Annotated in this window: 12 protein-coding genes and 1 pseudogene; 9 read left to right on the top strand and 4 right to left on the bottom strand. The window is 47.0% G+C overall.

Annotated features, from left to right (window positions below):
- Positions 1-23 precede the first annotated feature (23 nt).
- From mdh to ACUN27_RS29035, 3 genes and pseudogenes are all read left to right on the top strand, one after another.
- Positions 24-965: a malate dehydrogenase gene (gene mdh / locus ACUN27_RS29045; protein WP_445560023.1), complete on the top strand. Its 942-nt coding sequence runs from the start codon at positions 24-26 to the stop codon at positions 963-965.
- Positions 966-1,053: 88 nt separating this feature from the next.
- A pseudogene (locus ACUN27_RS29040) lies at positions 1,054-1,331 on the top strand (hypothetical protein).
- A 184-nt stretch (positions 1,332-1,515) separates the two neighbouring features.
- The gene (locus tag ACUN27_RS29035) at positions 1,516-1,944 is read left to right on the top strand and encodes a hypothetical protein (protein WP_445560022.1); all 429 of its coding nucleotides are present in this window, start codon (positions 1,516-1,518) and stop codon (positions 1,942-1,944) included.
- Between the two features lie 76 nt (positions 1,945-2,020).
- On the opposite strand, the gene yfbR is transcribed toward ACUN27_RS29035, so the two are convergent.
- Positions 2,021-2,617 carry a 5'-deoxynucleotidase gene (gene yfbR / locus ACUN27_RS29030; protein WP_127457427.1) on the bottom strand — a complete coding sequence of 199 codons (597 nt, stop codon included), beginning with the start codon at positions 2,615-2,617 and terminating at the stop codon, positions 2,021-2,023.
- A gap of 17 nt (positions 2,618-2,634) precedes the next feature.
- On the bottom strand, positions 2,635-3,777 hold the full coding sequence (locus ACUN27_RS29025; RefSeq protein WP_445560021.1) for a polysaccharide deacetylase family protein: 1,143 nt from the start codon (positions 3,775-3,777) through the stop codon (positions 2,635-2,637).
- Positions 3,778-3,854: 77 nt separating this feature from the next.
- Between ACUN27_RS29025 and ACUN27_RS29020 the strand changes: the two genes are divergently transcribed.
- From ACUN27_RS29020 to ACUN27_RS29005, 4 genes are all read left to right on the top strand, one after another.
- Entirely contained in the window at positions 3,855-5,405 is a 1,551-nt protein-coding gene (locus ACUN27_RS29020; protein WP_315955144.1) for a fumarate hydratase, read from the top strand.
- A gap of 143 nt (positions 5,406-5,548) precedes the next feature.
- Positions 5,549-7,345, top strand: coding sequence for a two-component system histidine kinase PnpS (gene pnpS, locus ACUN27_RS29015; protein WP_127457430.1), 1,797 nt, complete (start codon positions 5,549-5,551; stop codon positions 7,343-7,345).
- A gap of 96 nt (positions 7,346-7,441) precedes the next feature.
- Entirely contained in the window at positions 7,442-8,158 is a 717-nt protein-coding gene (locus ACUN27_RS29010; protein ID WP_445560020.1) for a response regulator transcription factor, read from the top strand.
- 159 nt (positions 8,159-8,317) lie between these two features.
- Positions 8,318-9,400: a Gfo/Idh/MocA family protein gene (locus ACUN27_RS29005; RefSeq protein WP_315955143.1), complete on the top strand. Its 1,083-nt coding sequence runs from the start codon at positions 8,318-8,320 to the stop codon at positions 9,398-9,400.
- 57 nt (positions 9,401-9,457) lie between these two features.
- Here the strand turns inward: ACUN27_RS29005 and ACUN27_RS29000 are convergent, their stop codons facing one another.
- Positions 9,458-10,336 carry an AraC family transcriptional regulator gene (locus ACUN27_RS29000; protein WP_326062270.1) on the bottom strand — a complete coding sequence of 293 codons (879 nt, stop codon included), beginning with the start codon at positions 10,334-10,336 and terminating at the stop codon, positions 9,458-9,460.
- 117 nt (positions 10,337-10,453) lie between these two features.
- Here ACUN27_RS29000 and ACUN27_RS28995 point away from each other — a divergent pair, with 117 nt between their 5' ends.
- Positions 10,454-11,302, top strand: a complete 849-nt coding sequence (locus tag ACUN27_RS28995) for a phytanoyl-CoA dioxygenase family protein (protein WP_315955140.1) — start codon at positions 10,454-10,456, stop codon at positions 11,300-11,302.
- A gap of 9 nt (positions 11,303-11,311) precedes the next feature.
- Here the strand turns inward: ACUN27_RS28995 and ACUN27_RS28990 are convergent, their stop codons facing one another.
- The gene (locus ACUN27_RS28990; protein ID WP_445560019.1) at positions 11,312-12,190 is read right to left on the bottom strand and encodes a helix-turn-helix domain-containing protein; all 879 of its coding nucleotides are present in this window, start codon (positions 12,188-12,190) and stop codon (positions 11,312-11,314) included.
- A 123-nt stretch (positions 12,191-12,313) separates the two neighbouring features.
- Here ACUN27_RS28990 and ACUN27_RS28985 point away from each other — a divergent pair, with 123 nt between their 5' ends.
- A complete protein-coding gene (locus tag ACUN27_RS28985; RefSeq protein ID WP_315955138.1) occupies positions 12,314-13,087 on the top strand; it encodes a phytanoyl-CoA dioxygenase family protein in 774 nt (257 codons plus the stop codon).
- The last annotated feature ends 81 nt before the right edge of the window (positions 13,088-13,168 follow it).

Below are 13,168 nucleotides of genomic sequence, written 5' to 3'. Positions count from 1 at the left end.
CATTATTAGGAGGCACATCTCAAATGGCAATCCGTCGTAATAAAATTACTGTTGTCGGTGCAGGCTTCACAGGAGCAACAACTGCTCTTATGCTAGCTCAAAAAGAACTTGGTAATATTGTTCTTCTAGATATCCCGCAATTGGAAAACCCTACAAAAGGGAAAGCGCTCGACATGCTCGAAGCTGGCCCGGTTCAAGGTTACGACGCTCAAATCACCGGTACTTCCAGTTATGCAGATGCAGCTGATTCCGATATCGTTATCATCACCGCTGGTATCGCCCGTAAACCTGGAATGAGCCGCGATGATTTGGTAAACACGAATGCGGGTATCGTGAAATCCGTTTGTGAAAACGTAAAAGAAGTGGCTCCGAACTCCATCGTTATCATCTTGAGTAATCCAGTTGATGCAATGACTTATGTTGCGTATCAAGCTCTGGGCTTCCCGAAAAACCGTGTAATCGGCCAATCGGGTGTACTGGATACAGCTCGTTACTTGACGTTCATCTCGCAAGAGTTGAATGTATCGGTTGAAGATGTTAAGGGAGTTGTGATCGGCGGACACGGCGATGACATGGTTCCACTTGTTCGTTACACCTACGCAGGCGGAGTGCCAATTGAGAAGCTGATTCCAGCTGACCGTATTGAAGCCATCGTACAACGGACACGTACGGGCGGCGGGGAGATCGTGAACCTGCTAGGTAACGGTAGTGCATACTACGCGCCAGCAGCGTCCCTTGTGCAAATGACTGAGGCTATTCTGAAAGATAAAAAACGTATCATTCCTACAATCGCTCTTCTTGAAGGCGAGTATGGCTATGATAACTTGTTCATGGGCGTTCTGACTGTCCTTGGTGCGAATGGTATCGAGAAAATTATGGATATCGAATTGACTGAGGCAGAAAAAGCAGCTTTGGACAAAACAGCTACCTCTGTTCGCAGCGTAATTAAAGTTGTAACAGGCTAATTAGATAGCAAGCAAAAAAAGAGTCGGTCTCCTACAAGGGGATTGGCTCTTTTTTTGTTTGAATGCGAGTTTTTTCTTTCTTGTTTTTATGTGGTTTTTACGCATAATTGTAACTAAGGGAGATGATTCCAAATTGAGTAAACAGAATATCAGCACAACAGTTTCAGGAGATTTAATTGTTACCCATCTCATCGGCAAGATAAGTTTTTCAGTGAAACCATTTTGAATCATAGTAAGGCAATTGCGTTTCTCCTTGAAGAAGAAGAGATCATGAATTATTTACAACAAACGAATACAAAAGAATCTGTGAAATTTTTTGATAATTATGAACAGGCATTTCTTTGGTTGGATGGATATTCAGTGTAATAAGATATTTATATCCTTCGTAGCAGTACCGGATCATCACGCGAGTTATGACAGAGTTAGTCACATTTATATGGAGATATAGTGAAAAAGAACAATTGTTGGCATCGCTTTCTTGTCCCCAAGAAAGGTATTCGGTATACTTACATAAGAACGATTCTAATTCAAAATTGCGGAGGTTATTAGAATGTATCAAGTCATGATTTTTTTACATGTACTTAGTGCCTTGCTGCTTGGCGTATACGTCGTGTTCCCGTTCATTGTGGGACGTGCCGCATCGTTAACCGGCGCTGCATTAGAGGGCTTTATGGGGCTGCTGTCTACGCTAAATCGCATTGGACAATTTTCATTAATTGTCACCTTCATCACAGGCGGAGCTATGGTTTCCAAAGTTAATGCATCTGTGTTGTGGATGGTGCTGGCTGTTGTTTTACTGCTTATCGTAGGAGCGGTGACTGGCATGATCGGCGGAAGAATGAAAAAGTTGGTAGCTAACGCCAAAGCAGGAAACAGCACGGCAACCGATGCTGCGAAAATCAAAACATTCAGCTGGATTGCTGCGGTAGCTGTAGTAGTTGCTATTTTGTTCATGACGAATCCTCAAATATTGGCTTAATGATTGAAATAAAGGGGTTGTTTCAAACGCAGAGATTTTCTACGTTTGGAACAGCCCCTTCTTCATTGTGGAATGATTATTCTCCTTGACTTGGATTAAGCGTAATTTCGTCCAACGTTTTCTCAAACGAAGCGCTCATATGTTCAAGGAAATAATCCACTTCCGGCATATTCATTTTTTTCAAGCTTTCTAGAATTTGCTGCTTCGCAACGACGAATTCGCGGTTGCCGGTGGAAAGCTCCGTTAAGCACTTGATGTAAGCCTCGAGCAAGTCGGCAGCTTTCACCCAGCGGTAGAGCTCAGGATCCGGTTCCTGGATCAGCTTGCGGTAGATGTCGCTAATTTCCGGCGGAATCGTCTGAATGAGCCGCTCAACAGCGACATCTTCAATTTCGCGGAAGTTGCGCAGAATCTGCTCATTGTTGTGTTTGACGGGCTGTGGGATATCCCCCGTTAATACCTCAGACGCATCGTGGAACAATGCGATAGAGACAACGCGATCCGTTGGCACATTGCGGCCATAGACTTCATTAGCGATCGTACAAAGCATATGGGCGATCGTGGAGACGTAGAAAGAATGCTCAGCTACGTTTTCCCTGCGCATGTTCCACATGAGGCTCCAACGGTCGATATATTTGAGGCGATATAAATAGGCAAAAAAGTGATGATTCATGAGGTTCCTGTACTCCTTCAGTTTGATTTCACGCTCGGCACCACCCGCGCAGCCACCGTTCCGGTGGACGGGGTGTAGACGAGCGGCAGCCCGAACAGCGCGCTCAAATCATCGAGCGCGATCGTGACCTGCCCGTGCTCGCGCAGCACGGGCTCCTTCAGCTTCACGCGCGCCGAACCGCGCGTGGCCTCAGCCGCATTCACCTGGAGGGTGAATGCCTCTTGCCCCAGGCGGAGGCGAAGCGCTCCGCCTTCTGCACTGGCGCTGCCGCCGAGCTGCGCTACGGCAGCGGCCGCGTCCACGCGCAGCGGGGCGCTGCCCGGCTGCGCTTGAATGCGGCGCTGGATCGAGCGGTCCAACAGCTCCGGCGTGATGCCGGGGCTGCCCGCGTTGATCCGCGGGATCAGCAGATGGTCAGCGCTGCGCGTCGCCATCTCGGGGGAGATCGTGAAGGCGTAGCGGATGCCCGCCTTCTGAATTTGTTCCGTCGCCGCCGGCGACGTGATGCCGTATGGATACGCCATGACGTCGAGCGGCGCATCCGTAAGCCCTGCAAGCTTGCCGACACAAGCTTGTGTATCCTGCAGCACGCGCTGCTTGTAGGCGTCATCGTTTTCTCCATCCATGCGGCCGACAAGCATAGCATCGCCGCTCGGCAGCTTGTTATGCAGGCTGTCTGTGTGGCAGCCGATATCGATGAAATTCGTTGCATGGGTCATTTCGCTGATCTGCTCCTTGGACATCGAAGGAATATAGGATGCCAGCGGATCGGCCAAATCATGCGTGATGACAAAATTGACAGCGGGAACGCGCAAGCTTTTCAGAATCGGATAAGCCCCGGTATAAAAGCTCTGATACCCATCATCAAACGTCACAAGGACTGCGTTGGAAGGTACTGTGGCTCCAGCCAAATATTGCTTGAATTCATTCAGGGTAATAAAATGATAGCCCTTGCTTAGTAGAAACTGCAGTTGATTTTGAAACAGTGAGGATGTAATCGTGCTGGAGCTTGTATCGGTGTCATGGATATGATGATACATGAGGACAGCAACTTGATCCTGATAGTAGATATCTTGAGATCGCTTAGCCGAGAGCGGCGTAAGCAGAAACGTGAGCCCTATCAGACTCAGCAGAATCGTGATCCCGATTCTTTTGGACATGTCAGCGTAACTCCTTATATGGTATAATAGTTTGTAATTATTATTATTTGTTAAGTCGAGAGGAGCCATTTTTAGTCATGCAGCATTTTTATCAAAGCGTCTACGATCTAATTGTCGAAACGTCCACAAACCTTCCGGGTGATGTACGTCGTGCGGTACAAGCCGCAAGCGAAAAAGAAGACAAAGGAACTCGCTCAGCGCTCTCCCTATCCCGTATTGCCGATAACATTCATATGGCGGAATGCAATGTCTCTCCGATTTGCCAAGATACAGGCATGCCAACGTTTATTATACACTGTCCGGTTGGGGCAAACCAAATTATTATGAAGAAGCAGATTCTTGAAGCCGTCGCCAATGCGACCAAAGCAAGCAAGCTTCGCACGAATTCGGTCGATTCCTTAACAGGCGCCAATACCGGCGACAATTTGGGACCTGGAACTCCGGTTATTCACTTTGAGCAATGGGAACGTGATGAAGTAGAAGTAAAGCTGATTCTTAAGGGCGGCGGTTGTGAGAATAAAAATATTCAATACAGCCTGCCGGCTGATCTGGAAGGCGTAGGCAAAGCCGGGCGCGATCTTGACGGAATCCGCAAATGTATCATGCATGCCGTGTACCAGGCACAAGGGCAAGGGTGCAGCGCAGGCTTTATTGGCGTTGGCATCGGCGGCGACCGGACAAGCGGCTACGAGCTGGCGAAGCATCAATTGTTCCGCCATGTCGATGATGTGAACCCGCATCCTGATCTTCGAAAAGTTGAAGAGTATGTGATGGAGCATGCGAATACACTGGGAATTGGTACAATGGGCTTCGGCGGGCAAGTCACATTGCTAGGTTGCAAAGTTGGCGTGGCGAACCGTTTGCCTGCTAGTTTCTTCGTTTCCGTTGCCTACAACTGTTGGGCGTTCCGCCGTCAAGGCGTGGTTCTTAATCCCGAAACTGGCGAAATCAACGGCTGGTCGTATCCGAGAGGAAGCGAAGTCTCCTTCCAGGAAGCTTTTGAGGCGAGTGCGGAAGCTGCGAAAAATGTGAAAGAAGATGAGCGTCGCGAGATTGTCTTGACGACGCCGATTTCCGAAGAGCAAATTCGTAGTCTGAAAGTCGGCGATGTGGTCGTTATTAACGGCACGATGCATACGGGACGCGATGCGCTGCACAAATACTTGATGGATCACGATGCTCCGCTTGATTTGAATGGTGCGGCAATTTACCACTGTGGACCGGTGATGAGCAAGGATGAAGCCGGTGAGTGGCATGTGAAAGCGGCCGGCCCGACAACAAGTATTCGTGAGGAGCCTTACCAAGGCGATATCATTAAGAAGTTCGGGATTCGTGCGGTTATCGGAAAAGGCGGAATGGGTCCGAAAACATTGGCTGCTTTGAAGGATCATGGTGGTGTTTATTTGAACGCTATTGGTGGTGCGGCGCAATACTACGCTCAATGCTTTAAGAAGGTAGAAGGCGTTGACTTCATGGAATTCGGAATTCCTGAAGCGATGTGGCATTTGGAGACAGAAGGTTTCGCAGCCATCGTTACGATGGATTCACATGGCAACAGCTTGCATGCCGACGTTGAGAAAAACGCATTTGAGAAGCTGTCAGCGTTGAAAGAGCCTGTCTTTAAATAAACATAAAGGTTTGTTTATTGCTTTTGCACTTTTTCATCTTTACAATTAAATAACTGGATTTGGTGCGGGAGAAAGGGTTACTATGTAGAGTAGCCCTTTTCTCTTTGAATTCAGACTTGATCTATCGGAGGCTAGATAAACAGATGACGAAATTCCGTGCCAAACTGACATTTATTTTGATTGTATTGATTGGTTCATCTATGCTGCTTGCCGGAATTTTTATGGCAAAAGTACTTGAGGATTCTCACGTGAAGTCCCTGGAGGATAATATGGAGCGCGAGCTTCATGTCCTTGTAGCCACGGGAGATTGGGGCAGAATGGGATCAGAATCTGAGCTGGAATCCTATTTCTCCGAACAAGCCAAACGGATTAAAGCAGCAACGAATGAACGATTGACCTTTGTTCGTGCAGACGGCAAAGTGATCGGTGATTCCGATCAAAGTCCAGAGCAAATGGACAACCACTTAAGTCGGCCGGAAATTGTGGCAGCTGCTTCAAATGGTGTGGGCTACGCCACGCGATACAGCGATACGCTGAAAGAGAAGATGCTGTACGCCGCCATACCAGTGAAGAATGAGTCACAGGTGACAACTGGCTTTTTACGTATATCGTTGAGCCTGGTGCAAGTGGATAATTCCATCCGCAGCTTGTGGTATTTTCTCATTGTAGGTTTGATGATCTTATTTGTGATTGCCGGTTTGGTTAGCTATCGAATTGCGAAGGGGATTACTCACCCGATTGAGAAAATGACGAAGGTCGCCCAGCAAATCACAAATATGAATTATGAATCTCGTGTTCCGGCCTACAGCAATGATGAAGTTGGGCAGCTAGGGCAGGCGATCAATCGGATGTCCGAAAGCTTGCAGCAGCAAATGGCGCGTATTCAGGAGAATGAGCGCAGACTTCAAGGCGTTATGGAAAATATGCTGAGCGGCATTATGATGATTGACCGCGAAGAGCGGATTATGCTGTTAAATCCTTCAGCTGAATACATTTTGGGCTTTTCTTCCCAGGAATTATTGGGGAAAAGATATAACGAAGCCAAGCAGCAGTTTGAGTTTACGAAGCTGATTCAGGAATGTATAGAGACGCGCGAATCCATTCGTGACGAAATGATTTTCTATTATCCGGCCGAGCGTATTCTGGATATTCATTTGAGTCCAATTGCCCATGAAGACGAGGAATGGTCAGGGGTACTGATCGTGATTCATGACATCACGGCTGTTCGCAGGCTTGAGCGGATGAGAAGCGAATTTGTTGCGAATGTATCCCATGAGCTTAAGACGCCGATTGCCGCTGTCAAGGGTTTCGCTGAGACACTGCTGGCAGGGGCGTTGAATGATAAGGAAACGGCGGTATCGTTCCTGCAAATTATTTTTGATGAGAGCGAACGGTTGAACCGGCTGATTGGGGATATTCTCGAACTGTCCAAAATTGAATCCAAGCGGATTCCAATGAATTTTTCGCCGATTTATTTACCGGAGTTTCTGGAAAGATCGCTTAATGTATTAAGAAAAGAAGCGGAGAAAAAGCATATCGAGCTGGGGTTGCAGGTTGATGAAGATATGTATATTGAAGCGGATGAAGATCGCCTGCGCCAAATTATTATCAATCTTCTCTCCAACGGTATTGCGTACACGCAGGAAGGCGGCAAAGTTAAGCTGCGGATCGAGCCGCTTGATCCAAATAGCGAAGGTGATTACGAGCGTCTGCGTTTAATCGTCTCTGATACCGGTATGGGGATTCCGAAGAAAGATTTACCTCGTATTTTTGAACGCTTTTACCGCGTAGACAAAGCTCGTTCGCGAAGTTCAGGCGGAACAGGACTGGGCTTATCCATTGTGAAACATTTGGTTGAGCTGCATAAAGGGACCATTCGCGTGGATAGCGAGGTTGGAGTTGGAACGAGATTTACCATTGAATTGCCAGTCATCCACTAAATTATATGGCGATAATGCAACATTTACATTCAGTTAGCAAAATTGTGTTATTATATGGATGTGCAATGTTAATAAACTGTAAATACGGGGGATCCCATGGCACAAAAAATATTAGTCATTGAAGACGAGCCTACCTTGGCTCGATTGTTATCGTACAATCTTTCCCAAGAAGGGTATCATACAAAAGTTGTGGATCATGGTGGAGATGGTCTGCAAGAAGCGTTGCAGCAGTCCTATGATTTAATTATTTTGGACATTATGCTGCCGGGCTTGAATGGGTTTGAGGTGCTGGCTAAGCTTAGACAAAAAGGAAATAGCACGCCAGTTATTATCTTAACGGCCCGCAATGCTGAAGATGAGGTTGTCCAAGGCTTGAAGCACGGAGCGGATGATTATATCACGAAGCCTTTTGGTGTAGCGGAGTTGCTGGCACGGGTATCGGCCGTACTGCGCAGAACGATGTCGGAGGATGTCACGTTAGACAAGCAGGGAACGAATGAGAAAGTCATTCAGGCAGGCGAGCTCTTCATCTATCCAGAGAAATATGAAGTCGTTCTGAATGGTGAATCAATTCCTTTGAGGCCTAAAGAGTTCGAGGTACTGCTGTATCTCGTACAGCGTCCAGGCGTAGTCGTGACGAGAGACGATCTCATGAATATTGTTTGGGGCTTTGATTATATCGGCGGACAGCGTACCGTGGATGTTCACGTAAGTTCACTGCGCAAAAAGCTGGAGATGAATCAGCAATCCGTGCAGATTGACTCGATTCGTGGCGTTGGATATAAGCTGGTGGCGTCGATTATTAAAAAATAAGGAGCCTGGGGTGCTGGTGAAACAGTTACCCGGGCTTATTTTTTTGCCTAGATAACACAATCGGATATAATTATCGCCAGATCAGAAATTTTATTTTTGCAGGTTTTTGATATACTGATACATAGTACGAGCTCAGACGAAAACCTAAGGAGGACCATCATGTCCAAAACGTATCGAATCGCAATTATCGGCTGTGGAGGCATTGCCAACGGCAAACATATGCCAAGTTTGAACAAATTAAAAAACGTAGAAATGGTTGCTTTCTGTGATATCATTCCTGAAAAAGCACAAGAAGCTGCCGATAAGTATGGAAAAGGCGAAACACGTGTATATGAAGATTACCGTGAGCTTTTGAAAGACAGTACGATTGATATCGTTCATGTTTGTACACCGAATGATTCTCATGCAGAGATTACGATTGCGGCATTGGAAGCTGGCAAACACGTGATGTCCGAGAAACCGATGGCCAAAACAGCAGCGGATGCTCGCCGAATGGTGGAAGCAGCGAAACGCACAGGCAAGAAATTGACCGTCGGTTACAACAATCGCTTCCGCAGCGATAGCCAACACCTGCACCAACTTTGTTCGGAAGGTGAGCTAGGCGATATTTATTTCGCAAAAGCTCATGCAATCCGCCGCCGCGCGGTACCGACATGGGGCGTTTTCCTGGATGAAGAGAAGCAAGGCGGAGGGCCTCTAATCGATATCGGGACGCATGCTCTCGATTTGACGCTGTGGATGATGAACAATTATGAGCCGAAGGTTGTTCTTGGTACTTCGTATCATAAATTGTCCCAACGCGAAAACGCAGCAAACGCATGGGGACCTTGGGATCCATCCAAATTTACCGTGGAAGATTCCGCTTTCGGTATGATTACGATGAAAAATGGCGCAACCATTATTCTCGAATCAAGTTGGGCGCTGAATACATTGGAAGTCGATGAAGCCAAATGTACACTTAGCGGTACAGAAGGAGGCGCTGACATGAAAAATGGACTTCGCATTAACGGCGAAAAGCACAGCCGCTTGTATACAACTGAGGTTGAGTTGAAAGCCGGAGGCGTTGCCTTCTATGATGGAGAAACGGAAAGCGCGCCGGATCTCGAAATGCGTCTATGGATCCAAGCCATTGAAAACGATACAGATCCAGTCGTTACACCAGAGCAAGCTTGTGTCGTTTCTGAGATTCTGGAAGCAATCTACGAATCCGCTAAAACAGGTAAAGCTGTTTATTTCGACTAATTTCAACGATTTCCCAGGAAATAACCAAGATATTAAGAAATCCCCTTTTTCGAGTGTTTAAGCTCGAATGAAGGGGATTTTGCTTTTTTTTAGCTCTCCTGGTGTGAGACCGGTTCGTTTCTTAAAGGTTTTGGAGAAATGATGCAGATCCGCAAATCCGCAATAGCTGGCAATGGATTCCTGACTGAGATCTGTATGGGTCAGCAATTCTTTGGCATGATTCACCCGCATGTTCATTAAATATTGGTGAGGAGAGATGCCATACCGCTGTTTGAAAACCATGCTGAATCGGGAAATCGACAGATTAGCTCGTGCGGCCATGTCCGCCAAGGAGATAGGGTCACTTAGATGATGCGAAAAGTAGGAAGTAATCCAGTTGAACGATTGTGACGCTGTGTATGGTTCTTGATAATAGGTCTCTAATAAAGAGAGGATGATCTCAGTAACCAGATGCTGCGTCTTAAGTTGGATGAGCGGATCCTGCTTCTCGGCTTGCTCGATAACTTGCAGCAGTGTTTCTTTCAATTTTAACGGCTTGGACGGTTCAACCTGCACAGGCATTTCCACCCCGTATAAATCTTTGATGGTTGGTTGTAAGAGATGCTGATAAGCCGATAAATCAATTTGTCCAGGGCGGGTAGGAAAACTATGCTCTCGTTCAGGGTTAAAGCTGAGATCAAAATGGATATACGGTGTTACGGTATTCGTTAACCCTTCCAAAGACAGCAAGCTGCCGGGCTGTACAAGGCAAAATTGACCTGCGTTAAATGTATATTTTTTATGATCAACATGGAAACAACAAGTGCCTTCTTGAATGTAGACCAATAAATAATCAAGCAGTCTGCGCTCCGGGTAAGACCATGGTTTACGAACGGCAAAGTCGCTTTGTCTAACGAATGGAACGATGGGATGTTGTTTCAGAAAATCGCTTAGCATCGAAGATCCTTTCCACTTCAGTTGTTTTTGACAAAATTATAACCTTGTTTGACAAAGATTTGGAACAGCTTGAACCCTATAATAAAGCTATAATTATACAAATTGAGGTGATCCGAGATGAGCATGAAAGAAACAAGCCATAACCAAGCGCTGCCCTCTTTGGAAGACAGCTATACTTTGTCGGAGCAGCAGATACTAAGCTATCAGCAGAAAGGGCATATTGTCCTTCGGCAGGTAGCTAGCCCATCGGAAATCACTTCTTATGAGCCGGTTATTACGGATTTGGTGAAGGAACTGAATTATCATAACAAACCGATTGAGCAGCGGGATACGTATGGCAAGGCTTTTATCCAAATCTCTAACTTGTGGGAAAAAAGCGAAGCGGCTCGCAGGTTTGTATTAGCCAAAAGATTCGCCAAAATCGCAGCGGAATTGATGGGCGTAGAAGGCGTGCGCATCTATCATGATCAAGCTTTGTACAAAGAACCTCATGGAGGACACACCCCATGGCATCAAGACCAAATCTACTGGCCGCTGGATACAGATAAAACGATTACAATGTGGATGCCGCTGGTACCTATTTCGGAAGAAATAGGGTCCATGACGTTTGCTTCTGAGTCCCATCGCGTAGGATATATTAACAAAATGGTGATATCCGATGAATCCCATCGCACGTTAGCCGGTTACATTGAAGGCAAAGGGTATGAAACGATGTCCCATGGCGCTATGGAAGCCGGAGATGCGACTTTTCACGCCGGCTGGACGCTGCACAGCGCGCCTGGGAACCCGACGGATGCCATGCGCAAAGTGATGACGGTCATCTACTATGCGGACGGACTGCGTATTGCGGAGCCGGATAGTAAAGCGCGCGAAAGCGATTTGAAAGCATGGTTTCCTGGCGCTAAGCCCGGCGATTTGGCGGCAACCGCCCTTAACCCGCTGGTTTATAGCCGATCCGCACGATAGTACTTGCAGCTACCTGCTGGTTTGTTCCTGTTTACGGAACTTGCCGGGGGGTAGCTTTTTTTCTTGTTTGAACGTATGGGTAAAATAATGGACGGAAGAAAAACCTGTAACCTCCGCAATTTCGTTAATCGACAGCTCACTTGTCAGCAGCAGGTGGGCTGCATGGCGTATGCGCTCACTGCGGATGAAATCGGTATACGTTTCATGAATTCCTTCTGAAAACAAGCGCGAAAGATGGCGCTCTGAAACATTGAGATAGCCGGCGACATCGCCAAGGTGAAGTGGTTGAGACAGGTTGTCGCGGATATAGAGCTTGGCCCGCTGCAGCAGGATATTCGTATTTTTACGGATGACCATAGGTTTGCCTGTCTCTTTACCGAATAAGCTGAGAAATGACACGAGAAGTGTGTAGGCTAAGGTTGGAACTGCGGCAACAGGCAAGCTGCCATGATCCTCACGAAGCAAAAGTGACTTCCACAAGAGGGCCGTCGGGTGATGGTCACCGTCATATACACAAACCTCGGCATGCTCGGCTAGATCCTGAAAGGCATCCCGCATCGTATCTTCACTTTGTGTTTCATCCAATTCAAAAGCGACGAACAGAATAAAGAGGCCTTTTTGGGTGCGGATTTGATGTTTGATGCCAGGTCTGGAGCAAAAGTGCGTACCTGCGCGCAGCGGATAGAGATTACCTTCTTCGGTGTACTCGCCTTCTCCGCTAATGACATAGCAGACCTCAAAAAAAGAATGCTTATGGGGTTGGTTATCGAATAGGCACGGATCTACGCCCCAATATTGAATTTTAAAGCATGCTGCAGGTCCATGAATGACGGTTGCAACCTCGTTCAGCAATGATCTGGTTTCTTTGCACATGTACACATGCATCATCCTTCATGTCCTTATTTTGCAAAAAGCTGTCCTTTGCAGAAAAAGACAGTTCTCACTCTCATTCCTTATAATTATAGATAAGAAAGCGGTTTACAATCAACTTCAATGATGGAGGAATGAACATTGATTACTCGTGAGGATGTAGAATTTTATAAAGAAAATGGGTATTTGCTTGTTAAAGGGGTATTCAATCAGCAAGAAGTAGAGGAAATGAGACAAGCTGTAGAAGAAATTATTATTCGCGCCGCTGAGGCCAAAGCAGACCGGAATGATCAATGGAGGGGCGACTTCCTTCCGCCAGATGAGCTGAAGAAGCTGGTTCTAAAAGGCTTCCACGACGTGCACTATCACGATGCTGCATTTATGCGCGCTGTGATTCATCCCAACATGGCGGCTGTGCTGCAGCAAATCATTGGACCTAACGTGCAGCTGCATCATTCCAAAATGCTTGTGAAGCCGCCGGAAAATGGTGCTGCTTTCCCTATGCACCAGGATCACCCTTACTTTCCGCATGAGAAACATACGATGCTTGCTGCAAGCGTGCATTTGGATTATGCGGATGAGGAGAATGGCTGCCTGCGAGTGATTCCGGGTTCGCACCGCTCAGGCAGCATACCGCACGTGGGTCAGCATTACCTGAACCATAAAGAGTATCCCGTCAAAGATGGCATACCTTGTGTGGCTGAAGCCGGCGATGTGCTGTTCTTTAACTACTTGACGATCCATGGCTCGGAATCCAATCGGAGTTCCCGAACAAGACGGAACGTGCTATTCCAGTATCGTGATCCGAGCGATTTCCCGACGGAAAATACGCATTTTGACTGGGGCATGGGCCTCATGGTCACAGGGAAAAACCCGCATTTCACGAAGGTGAAACCGGAATATAAAATTCTTTGAGGATGAGGGAGGCGCCTGCGGGTGCCTTTTTTCGTTAGCAGGTGGGGTTCTATTATTGGACATTCTGTTGTAGGATAGTTA

The organism is Paenibacillus sp. WC2504, from assembly GCF_052682475.1.
This window is presented reverse-complemented; position numbering and strand designations above follow the sequence as displayed.

Excerpts from the sequence above, each read along its gene's own strand:
- mdh (WP_445560023.1), top strand. The coding sequence starts at position 24 with ATGGCAATCCGTCGTAATAAAATTACTGTTGTCGGTGCAGGCTTCACA.
- ACUN27_RS29035 (WP_445560022.1), top strand. The coding sequence starts at position 1,516 with ATGTATCAAGTCATGATTTTTTTACATGTACTTAGTGCCTTGCTGCTT.
- yfbR (WP_127457427.1), bottom strand. The coding sequence starts at position 2,617 with ATGAATCATCACTTTTTTGCCTATTTATATCGCCTCAAATATATCGAC.
- ACUN27_RS29025 (WP_445560021.1), bottom strand. The coding sequence starts at position 3,777 with ATGTCCAAAAGAATCGGGATCACGATTCTGCTGAGTCTGATAGGGCTC.
- ACUN27_RS29020 (WP_315955144.1), top strand. The coding sequence starts at position 3,855 with ATGCAGCATTTTTATCAAAGCGTCTACGATCTAATTGTCGAAACGTCC.
- pnpS (WP_127457430.1), top strand. The coding sequence starts at position 5,549 with ATGACGAAATTCCGTGCCAAACTGACATTTATTTTGATTGTATTGATT.
- ACUN27_RS29010 (WP_445560020.1), top strand. The coding sequence starts at position 7,442 with ATGGCACAAAAAATATTAGTCATTGAAGACGAGCCTACCTTGGCTCGA.
- ACUN27_RS29005 (WP_315955143.1), top strand. The coding sequence starts at position 8,318 with ATGTCCAAAACGTATCGAATCGCAATTATCGGCTGTGGAGGCATTGCC.
- ACUN27_RS29000 (WP_326062270.1), bottom strand. The coding sequence starts at position 10,336 with ATGCTAAGCGATTTTCTGAAACAACATCCCATCGTTCCATTCGTTAGA.
- ACUN27_RS28995 (WP_315955140.1), top strand. The coding sequence starts at position 10,454 with ATGAGCATGAAAGAAACAAGCCATAACCAAGCGCTGCCCTCTTTGGAA.
- ACUN27_RS28990 (WP_445560019.1), bottom strand. The coding sequence starts at position 12,190 with ATGATGCATGTGTACATGTGCAAAGAAACCAGATCATTGCTGAACGAG.